Origin of the sequence: Croceitalea sp. P059 (assembly GCF_031846365.1) — a bacterium.
In the GTDB taxonomy this organism is placed as follows: Bacteria; Bacteroidota; Bacteroidia; order Flavobacteriales; family Flavobacteriaceae; genus Croceitalea; species Croceitalea vernalis.
In genome coordinates this window covers 221,429-234,189 of record NZ_JAVRHW010000002.1, presented here as the reverse complement: position 1 = coordinate 234,189, position 12,761 = coordinate 221,429, and the positions used below count along the sequence as shown (strand labels likewise).

The following is a 12,761-nucleotide window of genomic DNA, read 5'->3' as shown; positions in this document are numbered from 1 at the left end:
CAAAATGCTTTATTTGTAGGTATAAAACTTTAATCAATGAAAAAGCTCATATTATTAGTGGTATTAGTTTCTATTGGCTCTTGCAAGCAAGCAGAGGAAAAAAAAGAAGAAACTTTAGAAGAAAAGGCCGAAAGAATACATAAAAAAGTAATCACAATTGATACGCATGATGACATCAATGTAAAAAACTTTACAGACAGTATTAACTACACACAACGTCTTGAAACACAGATCAATTTGCCAAAAATGATTGAAGGTGGACTTGATGTAGCTTGGCTAATTGTTTATACGGGACAAGACTCTCTTAACGCCAATGGATACGCAAAAGCAGAAGCAAATGCTATGGCCAAGTTTGATGCTATAAACAGACTTTGCAAAGATATTGCACCTGATGAAATTGAGTTAGCTCTGAACTCCGATGATGTGCGCAGAATTCAAGCAGAAGGAAAAAAAGTAGCCATGATTGGTGTTGAAAATGCATACCCTATTGGAGAAGACCTTTCAAAATTTGAAGAATACCATAGTTTAGGTGCTAGATATATTTCATTATCGCATAATGGACATAGTCAATTTTGTGATTCCAATACCGGTGAAAAGGATAGTGTTTGGTTGTATAATGGTTTAAGTAAGCTAGGTGAAAGTGCTGTAAAAGAGATGAATAGACTTGGAATGATGATTGATGTTTCTCATCCGTCTAAAGAGTCAATGAAGCAAATGATTGCGCTTTCAAAAGCACCAATTATAGCATCTCATTCTTCTGCCCGTGCACTATGTAATCATAGTCGTAATCTCGATGACGAGCAATTAATGCTTATGAAAGAAAATGGAGGAGTTGTTCAAACTGTGGCTTTTAGTTCTTATTTGAATACTGAAAAACATGAAGCAAGAGCTGCCTTTATGAAACAAGTATATCAAAAGGTTGCAGATTCACTTGGAGTTAATTGGTATGAAAGATCACAATTTTCGACATTAAGTGATGCTGAAAAAGCTTCTTTTATGGCCAACTACCAAAAAGTTATGAAAATGGGCGAAGACATAGTGGCGAACAACACAGAAGCTCCGGCAGCTGTGAATGTTGCTGACTTTGTAAACCATATTGATTACTTAGTAGAAAAAATGGGCATTGACCATGTGGGAATTAGCTCTGATTTCGACGGTGGTGGCGGAATTGATGGCTGGTCTGACGCATCAGAAACGCTTAATGTGACCTTAGAGCTTGTTAAAAGAGGTTATACTGAAGAAGAAATAGCTCAACTTTGGGGAGGCAATCTAATGCGTGTACTTGATGAAGTGCAGGCAGTAGCAGCAGAAATACAAGGGAGTTAATTTTTAGACTCCTTTTTAGCAAGCCTATCCTTCACGAATTCTATTTTAGTTTTGCCGTGAGGTTTAGGCTTACCATTTTCATCAAGGTTCACCATGATGATATTATCAACGGTGACAATAGTTTCTTGAGTCATCTTATTACGAACTTCACAGTTAAGGTTTAAAGAGCTTTTACCGAATTTAAACACATCAATACCAATTTCTATCACATCGCCTTCAACAGCGGTGCTCATAAAATTGATTTCAGACATATATTTTGTTACTACTCTTCTATTTTCAAGTTGTATGATACTATAAAGTGCCGCTTCTTCATCAATCCAGGCGAGAACTTTTCCGCCAAAAAGTGTTCCATTAGCGTTTAAATCTTCAGGTTTTACCCATTTTCTAGTATGAAACCTCATATCATTTATTTTGAAGCAAAATTAACCATAATCTACGCTTCAATTGAGCATTTAACCTTTTAACAAAGCGATTTACATTATTATAAAATTTGTTAAGGCAAGAATAAAGTTTTCTTAATTGGTTGGTTTCTAAATTATAGATGAAATAAATTATAAACTCAATTAACGAACAATCATCATCATGCAAACTTCTACTCAGCACCATTCTGATACGAGTTTTACCATTTTTAAGCCAAAATGGAGAGCTCATTTTTACAAATTTTTATCCGTAAATGTGTGGGGAGCCATTCCAAGCGATATACAAAGGGCGATTTCTTCTTGGTACGCTGCCATTTATAATTCAAAATGGTCAAAATTTATTATTCAGCCCTATATCAGGATAAACTATCGTGATAATAACTACTTAAGTAATTTCAAACCACCTAATGGTAAAAAAGAGTTTGAAACCTTTCAAGATTTTTTTACAAGAGAATTCAAATTAATCCCTACAAACGAAAATGATGTTGTTTGGCCCTGTGAAGGTCTTTTGTGTGAAGAAAATAAAGTTTCAAGACTACGGCATGTAAAGGTTAAAAATGACCTTAGAACTATTGACACGGTTTTTGGACTAAAAGAAAAAACGATACCTAAACAATACTCTTTTACCAATGTCTTTTTACACAATAAAAACTATCATAGAATACACGCGCCTATTTCAGGCACAATTACAAGAATTCAACATATTCCAGGAGATTTAATTGTTCTACGCCCATGGATTTATAAACAAAATCCATCGTTACCTGCTTTCAGAAATGAACGTTATAATATTGATATTACCGATAACAACGATACTATATGGTATTTGTCTATTGTGGGTGGTCCTGCGGTTGGGACTATTGAACTTGATGATAAAATAACAGTAGGGGCTCAAGTTAAAAAATTAAATGAGTTGGCTTTATTTCACTTGGGTTCTACGTGTTGTATGGCAGCTCCTGTTTCTCCCCGTTTTAATTCAAAAAACACTTTTGTGGCTTTAGGAGAATCCTACTAACTAAAAGAAGTATTGAATTCTACTTGAATACGAATAATCTGATTTTTTTGTAACAAATTGTTTTACTTTTATACTTATAGCTAATTCTAATAAAAACTATTGAAATGAAAACACTAAAAATCAGTATTGCTACCTTATTATTTGCTTTGGCCATGCCAATTCAGGCTCAAACTGCCGACGAAATTATTGCCAATTATTTTGAAAATACAGGCGGTATGGACAACTGGAATAAAATGGAAGGAATGAAAATGAGCGCTAAAGTAAATCAAGGCGGTATGGAAATTCCATTAGAGATTTACCAAATGAAAGATGGACGTCAAATGACTGTTATTAACTTTCAAGGTAAAGAATTAAAACAAGGCGTTTATGATGGAGAAACACTTTGGAGTCATAATATGATGACTATGAAAGCGGAGAAAAGTGATGCTGAACAAACTTCTAATTTTAAATTGAATACTAATGATTTTCCTGATTCTTTTATGAACTACAAAGAAAAAGGATATACCGTTGAACTTTTAGGCAAAGAAACTATAGACGGTGCTGAAACATTTAAAATTAAATTGGTAAAAGAGCCTATAACAGTTGATGGGGAGCAAAAAGATGATATTTCTTTTTACTTTTTTGATGCAGAAAACTTTGTTCCAATCGCTGTTCAAACTGAAATAACATCAGGACCTGCAAAGGGCCAAACTTCTGAAACTACCATGAGTGATTACCAAGAAGTAGATGGTATTTATTTTCCTTTCGCAATAACTCAAGGTTTAAAGGGAGGACAATCACAACCTATTATTATTGATGCAATTGAACTGAATCCTTCAGTTGATGCCGCAGCATTTTCTTTCCCTGAGGAAATGACTGAAGAGAAAAAATAATTTCAAACAACTTATAAGAGACCCTAATTTGGGTCTCTTTTTTTAAATAACTAAATCATGCGAAAACTACTTCTTGCAAGTCTTGCAATCGGGTTTTGTGCTTTTAACTGCACCTATGCTCAAAATTTAGAATCTATTGATGGAAAAACACTCTTTGGTGATATGAGTGCTCGACATATTGGTCCGGCATTGATGAGTGGAAGAATTAACGACATGGAAAATCATCCAACAAACAGCCGTATCATCTATGCAGGTACTGCCGGTGGTGGAGTTTGGAAATCAAATGACTCAGGTACAACGTTCAACCCTATTTTCGACGACTATTGTCAGTCTATTGGAGCGGTTGCCTTAGACCCCAATGATCCAGATAATACTATTTATGTAGGCACTGGAGAGACTTGGACTAGAAATAGTGTATCTGTAGGTGATGGTCTTTATAAATCAGTTGATGGAGGTGCTAACTGGACAAAACTGGGTTTTGATAACTCGGAACGCATCGCAAACATCATCGTAAACCCAAACAACTCAAAAGAAGTTTATGTTGCCGTTTTAGGGGCATTATGGGGTGATAGTGATGAGAGAGGGGTTTATAAATCTAATGATGCTGGAACAACATGGGAAAAACTTCTTTATGTAAATGAAAAAACTGGTTGTGCCGATTTAGCTATTGATCCAAGCAATCCTAATATTCTTTATGCCTCAATGTGGGAGTTTAGAAGAACGGGCTGGTCTTTCGAATCTGGAGGAGCTAACAGTGCACTGTACAAATCAATAGATGCAGGTAAAACATGGAATAAAATTCATAACGGTTTTCCAGAAGGGAAATTAGGAAGATTGGCGATAGCAGTGGCTCCTTCAAATCCAAATGTATTATATACCGTTATTGAAGCCGAAAAACAGGAACGAAAGGGGCTCTACCGCAGTAATGATGCCGGGGCCTCATGGGAACAATTGAATAATGATTTTGGAATTACAGTACGTCCTTTTTACTTCTCACGTATTGTAGTAGATCCCAGAAATGAGGATGTTGTTGTAAAAGGTGGACTGAGCGGTTCTATTTCTAGAGACGGTGGTAAAACCTTTAAAAATTTAGGCAATATGCATTCTGATATACATGACATGGTCTTCAGCATAAAAGATTCTGATATTATGTATGTAGGAACAGATGGTGGTGTTTATCGAAGCTGGGATGGTGGAACCAATATGGAAATTGTAGAAAATTTACCATTATCACAATTTTATCAAATTAGTCTTGATGATGCAGAACCCTATAATATTTATGGTGGTCTACAAGACAACGGTTCTTGGTGGGGTCCTTCATCTTCTCCAGGAGGAGTGCAGGCTAGAGACTGGAATTCTGTAGGAGCTGGTGATGGCTTTCGTGTTTTAAAACACCCAACCAAAAACATAATTTACTCTGAAATGCAAGGTGCTGAAAACGTTTGGCGTATTGATGTTGATAGAAATTTAACGAAAACCATTCAGCCTTTACCAAGCTCTGAAGTTAGCGATTTACGTTGGAATTGGAATGCGCCTATGGCCATTAGTGAACATCAGCCTGACCGTTTTTATATGGGCAGTCAATACTTGCACAAATCAGAAGATATGGGCAACAGCTGGTCAATCATTTCACCAGACTTAACTACTAATGATGAAAGCAAACAAAACCAAGAAGATTCAGGTGGTTTATCAATGGATAATTCTGGAGCAGAAAACCACACGACCATTTTTACTATTGCGGAATCAACTTTAGACGAGAAGGTAATTTGGGTAGGTACCGATGATGGTAATGTGCAAGTAACTCAAGATGGCGGAAAAACTTGGGAGAATACTGTAGCTAATATTCCAGGACTTCCTGCTAATACGTGGTGTTATCATATCGAGGCTAGCACGTTTAATGCGGGAACTGCTTATGCAGTTTTTGATGGTCATACTATGAATGATAAAAACCCATACGCCTACAAAACAACGGATTATGGCAAAACATGGGCCTCAGTAATTTCAGATGATGTCGTAGGTTTTGCTCGTAATATTCAAGAAGATTATGTAAATCCAGATTTGTTATACCTAGGTACAGAGTTTGGTCTGTACATAACTATGGATGGCGGAAAGAACTGGGAAAAATTTACAAATAACATGCCTTCGGTTGCGGTTCATTTTATCGATTTACAAAAAAGAACCAATGATTTGGTAATGGGTACTCATGGCCGAGGAATTATCATTATCGACGATATTTCCCCTTTACGTGACATCAATAATGATGTCTTAAATAAGAATGTTCATTTTTTCAATACAGCGGAAACAGTCATCAATGAAACCGGCGGATTTTCCGGTAGTTTTGGTGGTGAGACCCAATTTGTGGGTAACAATAAAACCAAGGATGTTCAAATAAAATATTATCTTAAAAAGCGACATACATTTGGTAAAATGACCATGGAGATTCAAGATATGGAGGGTAACCTTATTGCTGAATTAGGGCCAGGTAAGTCTAAGGGTATCAATATTGTGAATTGGAATTATACTCGCAAGCAACCAAAGGTGGCAACGGGCAAAACTTTTAGTTTTGGTGGTTTTACTTCACCACAAGTACCTGAAGGCACTTATAAGGCTGTTCTTAAAAAGGGCAAAGAAACTTTTGAACATACATTTAATCTTGTTTATGATAAAAAATCGCCATTAACTAGTCAAGATAGAACCTTGAAAAACAGTACTACAATGCAGCTTTATGATATGACTCAAGAACTAGCGTATTTAGTTTACGAAGTTGATGAGATATTAAATAATGCCGAGTCTAATGGTGATACTAAAACAGTTTCTAAACTAAATGGTTTAAAAGAGACTTTAGTTATCACAACTGGCGATAACTATGTGGGCTCTGCAGAGCCTCAGTTACGTGAAAAGATGGCTGACTTATACAGTAAGTTAGCAACTAGTTACGATAAACCTTCCAATGCAGAATTAGAAAACTTAAAGGTTATTGCCACTAGGTTTACGAAAGCTAAAGATGAGTTTGCAAAAATGAAAGCAAAGTATTTTAAAAAGCAACCTCTTGAATTGAAGTCATTTGAAACCTTTTTAGAAAGCAAATAATAGCTTTTAAAATAGATGAAACCGTTAAACTTGAGAGATCTAGTTTAACGGTTTTTTTGTTTATAAACAGTTGACAACTCAAACGAATTGGTATTACTTTAAAGACTATCAAGCCTTAATTTTATACAAAGGATCTTAATTATGAATGACAGGTCAATTAGTCTACTAAAGGTTCGTCCCGAAATCAAGACTACCCAAATCAATATTGAAATGAGTGATGATGAGCGCTTTCAAAACGAAACGCTTCGTCCTATTTTAAAAATGCAAAACCCTTTATTTATCGCAGTTTTTAAAAACTACATCAAAAAGCATAAAAATTCTTTTTATGAGTTGGGACTTGAAAAACGCCTCCAATATATTGAACATGCGGTACAAAGAGACGTGAAGTTTAGAAACTCTTTGAAAGGAGTTGTTATTGGTCAATTCACGGTGGAAGAATATGAACTTTATATTACAAATTCCTCTGCTTTAAATAAGCGTATGATGAATATGGTGGTAAAGCGATTAAAAGACCAATTACAGCTTTTTGAAAGAGAAACCTTAGCCTATTAAGGATTCACCATTCAGATTTGTGGTCAATATAGAGCTCATTAAATCAAAATAAGGGCGTATAGTCTTAAATGATTCATCAACTACCTTTAAAAAGTCTTTTGACATTACTTCTTTGTCTGTAAAATTTCGCACAAAAATGAATTGCTTGTGACGAATTAATTTTATCGCTTCATGTTCCTTGTCAAAACCTTTTGGAGCAGTTTTAACTGCTTCACCTTGAAGGGTGCCCCAAGTTTCTTTAAAAGAAGATTCATTGATGATTACCCTAAAATCAGAAGCATCAATTTCTAATTCTTTTCTGATACGCAGTAAATCTTCTTTATTTGGGTTCCAAAAACCTGTTGCAATGAAGGTCTCGCCTGGTTTAATACGCAAGTAATAGCCTCCTCTTCTTTCCACTCCGGCCCGAACGAATGAACCGGCAAAATGAGCTTTATAAGGTGTTTTATCTTTGGAAAAACGAACATCTCTATAAATTCTAAAAACTTTCATTTTTTCAATCTGGTCATGTTTATTTAAATTTTCCATGACACTAGAGTAAAAAAGCTTTATTTCAGATTCGTGCGCTTTAAAAGTAGCTTTATGCTCAGTAAACCATTCTCGGTTATTATTAGCTTCAAGCTCCTTGAGAAAAGCTAAAGTGTCTTTTTTTACTATTGAACTTGACATATCACAAATGACTCATAATTTATGCTAAAGTTAACCAATTTGAATATCCGTAGTTTTCAAGAATACCTAATTTTGAACAGAAACGTCTAGACACTTTCAAATATGACCAATAAGACCATTATTGAGCAGCTTAAAAAGCATAAAAAACAACCTTATTTAGACTATAGGTTAAAAAGTTATACTGAAAAATTTACAGATACACTGTTTTATACACTATTCGATATCAATACCGATGTTGAAAAAAATCTGAATGAATTAGAAAAGCAATTTGATGAACTGGTCAATTTGGCTTGTTGGGAAACAGAAAAACCATGTAAAAAAGTATGGCAAAATTATGTTGCAAAACTTCCGTCGATTCTTGAAAAACTAAATTTAGATGCCGAAGCAATTTTAAATTGTGACCCAGCTTCGCTATCTATTCAAGAGGTATATATGGCATATCCGGGCTTTTACGCCATTGCCATATATCGCTTAGCTAATGTATTATATAAAGAAGGTTTTCCTTTAGTTCCCAGACTTATGACAGAATATGCTCACCGACAAACTGGTGTAGATATTAATCCAGGGGCAACTATTGGGGCTTCGTTTTTTATTGACCATGCTACCGGAGTGGTAATTGGTGAAACGGCTTTAATAAAAGATAACGTCAAATTATATCAAGGTGTAACCTTAGGGGCATTATTCGTAAACAAATCATTGCAAAAGACCAAACGACACCCAACGATAGAGTCCAATGTAACTATTTACGCCAATGCAACTATTCTTGGAGGAGATACGGTCATTGGTGAAAATTCTATCATTGGTGGTAATGCCTGGTTGACCAAATCTGTACCTCCAAATTCGACAGTTTACCATACTCCAGAAATAAAAATTAAAACAACATCTAATGCATAATACTGTTTTAAATTTAATTGGAAACACTCCTTTAGTAGAGTCTAAAAAGCTGAATACCAATCCTAATGTAAAACTCTATTTTAAATTAGAAGGTCACAACCCTGGAGGTAGCGTAAAAGACCGACCTGCGTTGCGCATGATTAAAGAAGGACTAGAAAGAGGTGATTTCTCTAAAGATTCTCAATTAATTGAAGCCACTAGCGGTAATACAGGCATTGGATTGGCAATGGTAGCGAGTATGTACGACTTAGCAATTGAACTAGTTATGCCTGAAAATTCGACTGTTGAAAGAGTTCAGACCATGCGAGCTTATGGAGCTAAAGTTACTTTAACATCGGCAGATATCGGTATTGAAGGTGCTAGAGATTATGCCAAACAAAAAGTCGATAAAGAAGGATTTATTATGCTCAACCAATTCGGTAATGATGATAACTGGAAAGCACATTATGAAACTACTGGGCCGGAAATTTGGAAAGACACAAAAGGTAAGGTAACTCATTTTATTTCAAGCATGGGAACTACAGGAACCATTACCGGAACCTCTACATATTTAAAACAGCAAAACCCAGATATAAAAATTGTCGGAGTCCAACCTGAAGAAGGTGCTAAAATACCAGGAATTAGAAAATGGTCTCCAGAGTATGTTCCTGAGATTTATAACCCCAATAAAGTCGATGATATACTTTATGTAAATGAAAAGGAGGCCATGGCCATGGCCAAGCGTCTTGCCAAAGAAGAAGGAATATTTTCAGGAATGAGCAGCGGTGGTGCGGCAACAATCGCATTACGGTTGGCCTCACAATTAAAAAGCGGCACAATCGTTTCTATAGTTTGTGATCGTGGCGATAGGTATTTATCATCTCATTTATTTGATTGATAATATGTAGTCAATAGCTTCTTGATATTCAGAATAATCTACTAAATCATTATGCCCTCCTCCTTCAATAGCGATAAATTCTTTTGGGTCATTGGCCGACTGATAAAGATTTTTCCCTGAATTAAAAGGGACTACTCCATCCTCTGTGCCGTGAAAAATGTAAACAGGGCAATGCACAGATTTAATATACTGATTGGATTCAAACTTATATTTCAACAATAGTTTCAAAGGTAAAAAAGGGAATCGATATTTAGCCACGTCATACAAATTGTAAAAGGGTGTTTCCAAAACTAATTTAGAAGGGGTAGTTTTTGAAGCAAGTTGTGTGGCTATAGCTGCTCCTAAGGATCGGCCATAAATTATGATGTCTTCTTGAGAATAGTTTTTAAACGCATAGTTATAAAATAATTGTGCATCATTAAATAAGTTCTGTTCGCTAAGCGTTCCATTACTTTTGCCATAGGTACGATAATCCATAATGATAACATCATATTCTTTTTTTGCAAAAAACGTTGCAATTTGACCCCATCGTGATAAATCACCGGCGTTACCATGAAAGTATACAATCACTCCTTTCGAAGTCTCTCTTTTAAAATGAATTCCATTCAATCGGGCCCCATCATCAGCAGTTATAAAAAACTCTTTAAAAGGTTCTGAGAATTGATAGACATGTTCTTGATTTAACTTAGAAGGAAGAAAAATAAATTTTTCTTGTAAAAAATAGAGCATAGTTGAAATTAACAGATAGCCAAAAATGAGTATAGAAATAACTCGTTTAAACTTTCGCATTTGTGGGTTTAGAAGAGTGTTTTACATGAATACTAGAACCTTCAATATTCACTTTTTTAGGTTTGCTATGAATAATTTCGGTTAGCATTTGGTGATAGGGTTCAAAAGTATTTAAATTTTTATGTCCTCCACCAATTACGGTATGTAGAGTTGTTGTTTTAGGGTTAATACGAGAGAGTTTTACACTTGTTTTGTAAGGAATAAGGCGGTCATCGGTTCCATGAATAATGTGAATCGGGCACTTCACATATTTTAACCATTTATAGGTTGGCATGGGGAATTTAATGAGCAAAGACAAAGGCATAAAAGGTATATACTTTTTCGCCACCTTACTTAAACTATAATAAGGAGCATCTAAAATTAACATTCTCGGGTTATTCATTGAAGCTAACTTAGTTGCAAAACCGGAACCCAAAGACCTACCATAAAGAATGATGTATTTTTCATCAACCTTGTCCTTAAGCCTATTGTATACAACTTGCATGTCTCGTTTTACAGCTTTTTGTGTTCTTCGACCGGTACTCTTACCAAAGCCCCTATAATCAACCATCACTACGTCATACCCATGCCGTGTGAAATCAACCGCAAACTTACCCCAACCTTTAATGCTTTTTGAATTTCCTTTTAGATAGAACACCACCCCTTTAGGATCTTTGGCCATAAAACGAAGACCGTTAATGATAGCTCCGTCTCTAGTTTCAATATTGTATTCTTCCGTTTCCTGATTTTCGTAGTAGAATTGAAAATCTTTAGAAAGTTTTTCAGGTTTGAATAAAAAATAATCTTGAAAAAAATAAAGTAATAAACTTATTACTAAATAAATTCCTGCGATTAGTATTAGAATGTAAAGCCAATATGGCATGCCAACTATTTTTTTGAAAATACAAAAAATATTAAGAATTAGATTTTAATAACAATAAACTACCTTTAAAGTGTAACGTCTAGATTAATATACAGTCTTATTTACATCATCAATCAACTCGTCAAATGGAAACTACTGCACAAAAACCAACAACTTTTAAAAGAATTGAAATTATTGATGCCCTTAGGGGTTTTGCACTAGCAGGAATAGTTTTCTGCCATATGTTAGAGAACTTTGTCGCCGCTCCTTTACCAATGAGCGTTATAGAAACAATGACACCTTCAGTTTTAGATCAAATTATAGATGGGTTGGTTAGTTTCTTTTTTAGAGGTAAATTCTTTGCGCTTTTCTCTTTCCTCTTCGGGTTAAGTTTTTTCATTCAAATGGACAATAGCAGTAAACGTGGTTTAAATTTTGGAGGACGTTTTTTTTGGCGTTTAATTATTCTATTTGCTATTGGATTTATTCATAGCATGTTCTACAGAGGTGATATCTTGACGCTCTATGCGTTTTTAGGTGTTTTTTTAATTCCATTTTTTAATATTAAAAACAAATGGATTATTGGTTTTGCAGCGCTGTTATTTCTTGGTCTCGGCAGATTTATTGTTTTTTATTTTACAAATGGTGAAGGCTTATTGATGAAAGAAGAATTAAGCCCTGAGAGTCCATTTATTGCTGCATACTATGAAGTGTTACAGAATGGTACATTGAGTGAAGTTTTTACCTCTAATGCGATTGAAGGTAACTTGAGTAAAGCTGAATTTCAATTTGGAGTTTTCTCGAGAGGGTATTTAACCTTTGGATTTTTTCTTCTTGGGCTTTTTATTGGAAGAATAGAATTTTTCAAAAACTATCTCTCAGAAACAAAGCTCACCAAACAGCTTTGGGTAGGTGCTTTAATTCTTCTAGGGGTGTCTATTGCTGCCATGGTTGCGACTTTTACAGCTATGGGGCCAGATGTTCAATTCAACTCTTGGACATCAATGCTAGGCCTTACATTTTTTGATTTAATGAATGTTTCTTTGACGGTTTTAATTGTAGCACTTTTTGTTATTCTTTATAAAAAGAGCAAATCACAAAAGTTCTTAGAAAAATTTATTCCTTACGGAAAAATGGCCTTGACCAATTATTTCTTACAAAGCGTAATAGGAACTTTTATTTTCTTCGGTTGGGGTCTTGGATATTTAACCAAAATACCCAATACTTATGTTTTTTTGATGGCTTTAGTAGTGATCGCAGGACAAATGTGGCTTAGTAAATTATGGCTAAAGCACTTCTATTATGGGCCTTTAGAATGGATTTGGAGAAGTTTAACTTATTTTAAGGTAATGCCCTTGGTAAGAAACTCAAAAAATTAAACGATGGCTATCAAAAAAGTAATAGTCCATCGTCAATCCTT

12 protein-coding genes are annotated in these 12,761 nt (G+C 35.0%); 8 read left to right on the top strand and 4 right to left on the bottom strand.

Annotation, left to right across the window (positions count from 1 at the left end; genetic code table 11):
- The first annotated feature begins 36 nt into the window (after nucleotides 1-36).
- Nucleotides 37-1,326, top strand: a complete 1,290-nt coding sequence (locus RM542_RS07435; protein ID WP_311385106.1) for a dipeptidase — start codon at nucleotides 37-39, stop codon at nucleotides 1,324-1,326.
- Here the strand turns inward: RM542_RS07435 and RM542_RS07430 are convergent.
- Nucleotides 1,323-1,727, bottom strand: a complete 405-nt coding sequence (locus tag RM542_RS07430; protein WP_311385105.1) for a hotdog domain-containing protein — start codon at nucleotides 1,725-1,727, stop codon at nucleotides 1,323-1,325. The two genes, RM542_RS07435 and RM542_RS07430, sit on opposite strands and share 4 nt — an antisense overlap.
- Before the next feature lie 181 nt (nucleotides 1,728-1,908).
- Here RM542_RS07430 and RM542_RS07425 point away from each other — a divergent pair, with 181 nt between their 5' ends.
- The 4 genes from RM542_RS07425 to RM542_RS07410 all read left to right on the top strand — a co-directional run bounded on the left by RM542_RS07425 (nucleotide 1,909) and on the right by RM542_RS07410 (nucleotide 7,271).
- Nucleotides 1,909-2,757 (top strand): phosphatidylserine decarboxylase, encoded by an 849-nt coding sequence (locus RM542_RS07425; protein WP_311385104.1) that lies wholly within the window; start codon nucleotides 1,909-1,911, stop codon nucleotides 2,755-2,757.
- A 104-nt stretch (nucleotides 2,758-2,861) separates the two neighbouring features.
- Complete coding sequence (locus tag RM542_RS07420; protein ID WP_311385103.1) at nucleotides 2,862-3,629, top strand: outer membrane lipoprotein-sorting protein; 768 nt, start codon at nucleotides 2,862-2,864, stop codon at nucleotides 3,627-3,629.
- Nucleotides 3,630-3,686: 57 nt separating this feature from the next.
- A complete protein-coding gene (locus RM542_RS07415; protein ID WP_311385102.1) occupies nucleotides 3,687-6,719 on the top strand; it encodes a VPS10 domain-containing protein in 3,033 nt (1,010 codons plus the stop codon).
- Between the two features lie 141 nt (nucleotides 6,720-6,860).
- Nucleotides 6,861-7,271, top strand: coding sequence for a glyoxalase (locus tag RM542_RS07410; protein ID WP_311385101.1), 411 nt, complete (start codon nucleotides 6,861-6,863; stop codon nucleotides 7,269-7,271).
- Here the strand turns inward: RM542_RS07410 and RM542_RS07405 are convergent.
- Complete coding sequence (locus RM542_RS07405; RefSeq protein WP_311385100.1) at nucleotides 7,260-7,940, bottom strand: DUF2461 domain-containing protein; 681 nt, start codon at nucleotides 7,938-7,940, stop codon at nucleotides 7,260-7,262. The genes RM542_RS07410 and RM542_RS07405 overlap by 12 nt on opposite strands.
- Before the next feature lie 102 nt (nucleotides 7,941-8,042).
- Between RM542_RS07405 and epsC the strand changes: the two genes are divergently transcribed.
- Nucleotides 8,043-8,834 (top strand): serine O-acetyltransferase EpsC, encoded by a 792-nt coding sequence (epsC, locus tag RM542_RS07400; RefSeq protein WP_311385099.1) that lies wholly within the window; start codon nucleotides 8,043-8,045, stop codon nucleotides 8,832-8,834.
- Nucleotides 8,827-9,711, top strand: a complete 885-nt coding sequence (gene cysM / locus RM542_RS07395; protein WP_311385098.1) for a cysteine synthase CysM — start codon at nucleotides 8,827-8,829, stop codon at nucleotides 9,709-9,711. Before epsC ends, cysM begins: the two co-directional genes overlap by 8 nt.
- Here cysM and RM542_RS07390 read toward each other — a convergent pair.
- Entirely contained in the window at nucleotides 9,700-10,500 is an 801-nt protein-coding gene (locus RM542_RS07390; protein WP_311385097.1) for an alpha/beta hydrolase, read from the bottom strand. The genes cysM and RM542_RS07390 overlap by 12 nt on opposite strands.
- The gene (locus tag RM542_RS07385) at nucleotides 10,487-11,362 is read right to left on the bottom strand and encodes an alpha/beta fold hydrolase (protein WP_311385096.1); all 876 of its coding nucleotides are present in this window, start codon (nucleotides 11,360-11,362) and stop codon (nucleotides 10,487-10,489) included. The genes RM542_RS07390 and RM542_RS07385 overlap by 14 nt, the downstream gene beginning before the upstream one ends.
- A gap of 125 nt (nucleotides 11,363-11,487) precedes the next feature.
- Between RM542_RS07385 and RM542_RS07380 the strand changes: the two genes are divergently transcribed.
- A complete protein-coding gene (locus tag RM542_RS07380) occupies nucleotides 11,488-12,720 on the top strand; it encodes a DUF418 domain-containing protein (RefSeq protein ID WP_311385095.1) in 1,233 nt (410 codons plus the stop codon).
- Nucleotides 12,721-12,761: the final 41 nt, after the last annotated feature.

Coding starts and splice junctions, on each gene's coding strand:
- epsC (WP_311385099.1), top strand. CDS start 8,043: ATGACCAATAAGACCATTATTGAGCAGCTTAAAAAGCATAAAAAACAA.
- RM542_RS07420 (WP_311385103.1), top strand. CDS start 2,862: ATGAAAACACTAAAAATCAGTATTGCTACCTTATTATTTGCTTTGGCC.
- RM542_RS07405 (WP_311385100.1), bottom strand. CDS start 7,940: ATGTCAAGTTCAATAGTAAAAAAAGACACTTTAGCTTTTCTCAAGGAG.
- RM542_RS07410 (WP_311385101.1), top strand. CDS start 6,861: ATGAATGACAGGTCAATTAGTCTACTAAAGGTTCGTCCCGAAATCAAG.
- RM542_RS07415 (WP_311385102.1), top strand. CDS start 3,687: ATGCGAAAACTACTTCTTGCAAGTCTTGCAATCGGGTTTTGTGCTTTT.
- RM542_RS07385 (WP_311385096.1), bottom strand. CDS start 11,362: ATGCCATATTGGCTTTACATTCTAATACTAATCGCAGGAATTTATTTA.
- RM542_RS07425 (WP_311385104.1), top strand. CDS start 1,909: ATGCAAACTTCTACTCAGCACCATTCTGATACGAGTTTTACCATTTTT.
- RM542_RS07435 (WP_311385106.1), top strand. CDS start 37: ATGAAAAAGCTCATATTATTAGTGGTATTAGTTTCTATTGGCTCTTGC.
- RM542_RS07390 (WP_311385097.1), bottom strand. CDS start 10,500: ATGCGAAAGTTTAAACGAGTTATTTCTATACTCATTTTTGGCTATCTG.
- RM542_RS07430 (WP_311385105.1), bottom strand. CDS start 1,727: ATGAGGTTTCATACTAGAAAATGGGTAAAACCTGAAGATTTAAACGCT.
- cysM (WP_311385098.1), top strand. CDS start 8,827: ATGCATAATACTGTTTTAAATTTAATTGGAAACACTCCTTTAGTAGAG.
- RM542_RS07380 (WP_311385095.1), top strand. CDS start 11,488: ATGGAAACTACTGCACAAAAACCAACAACTTTTAAAAGAATTGAAATT.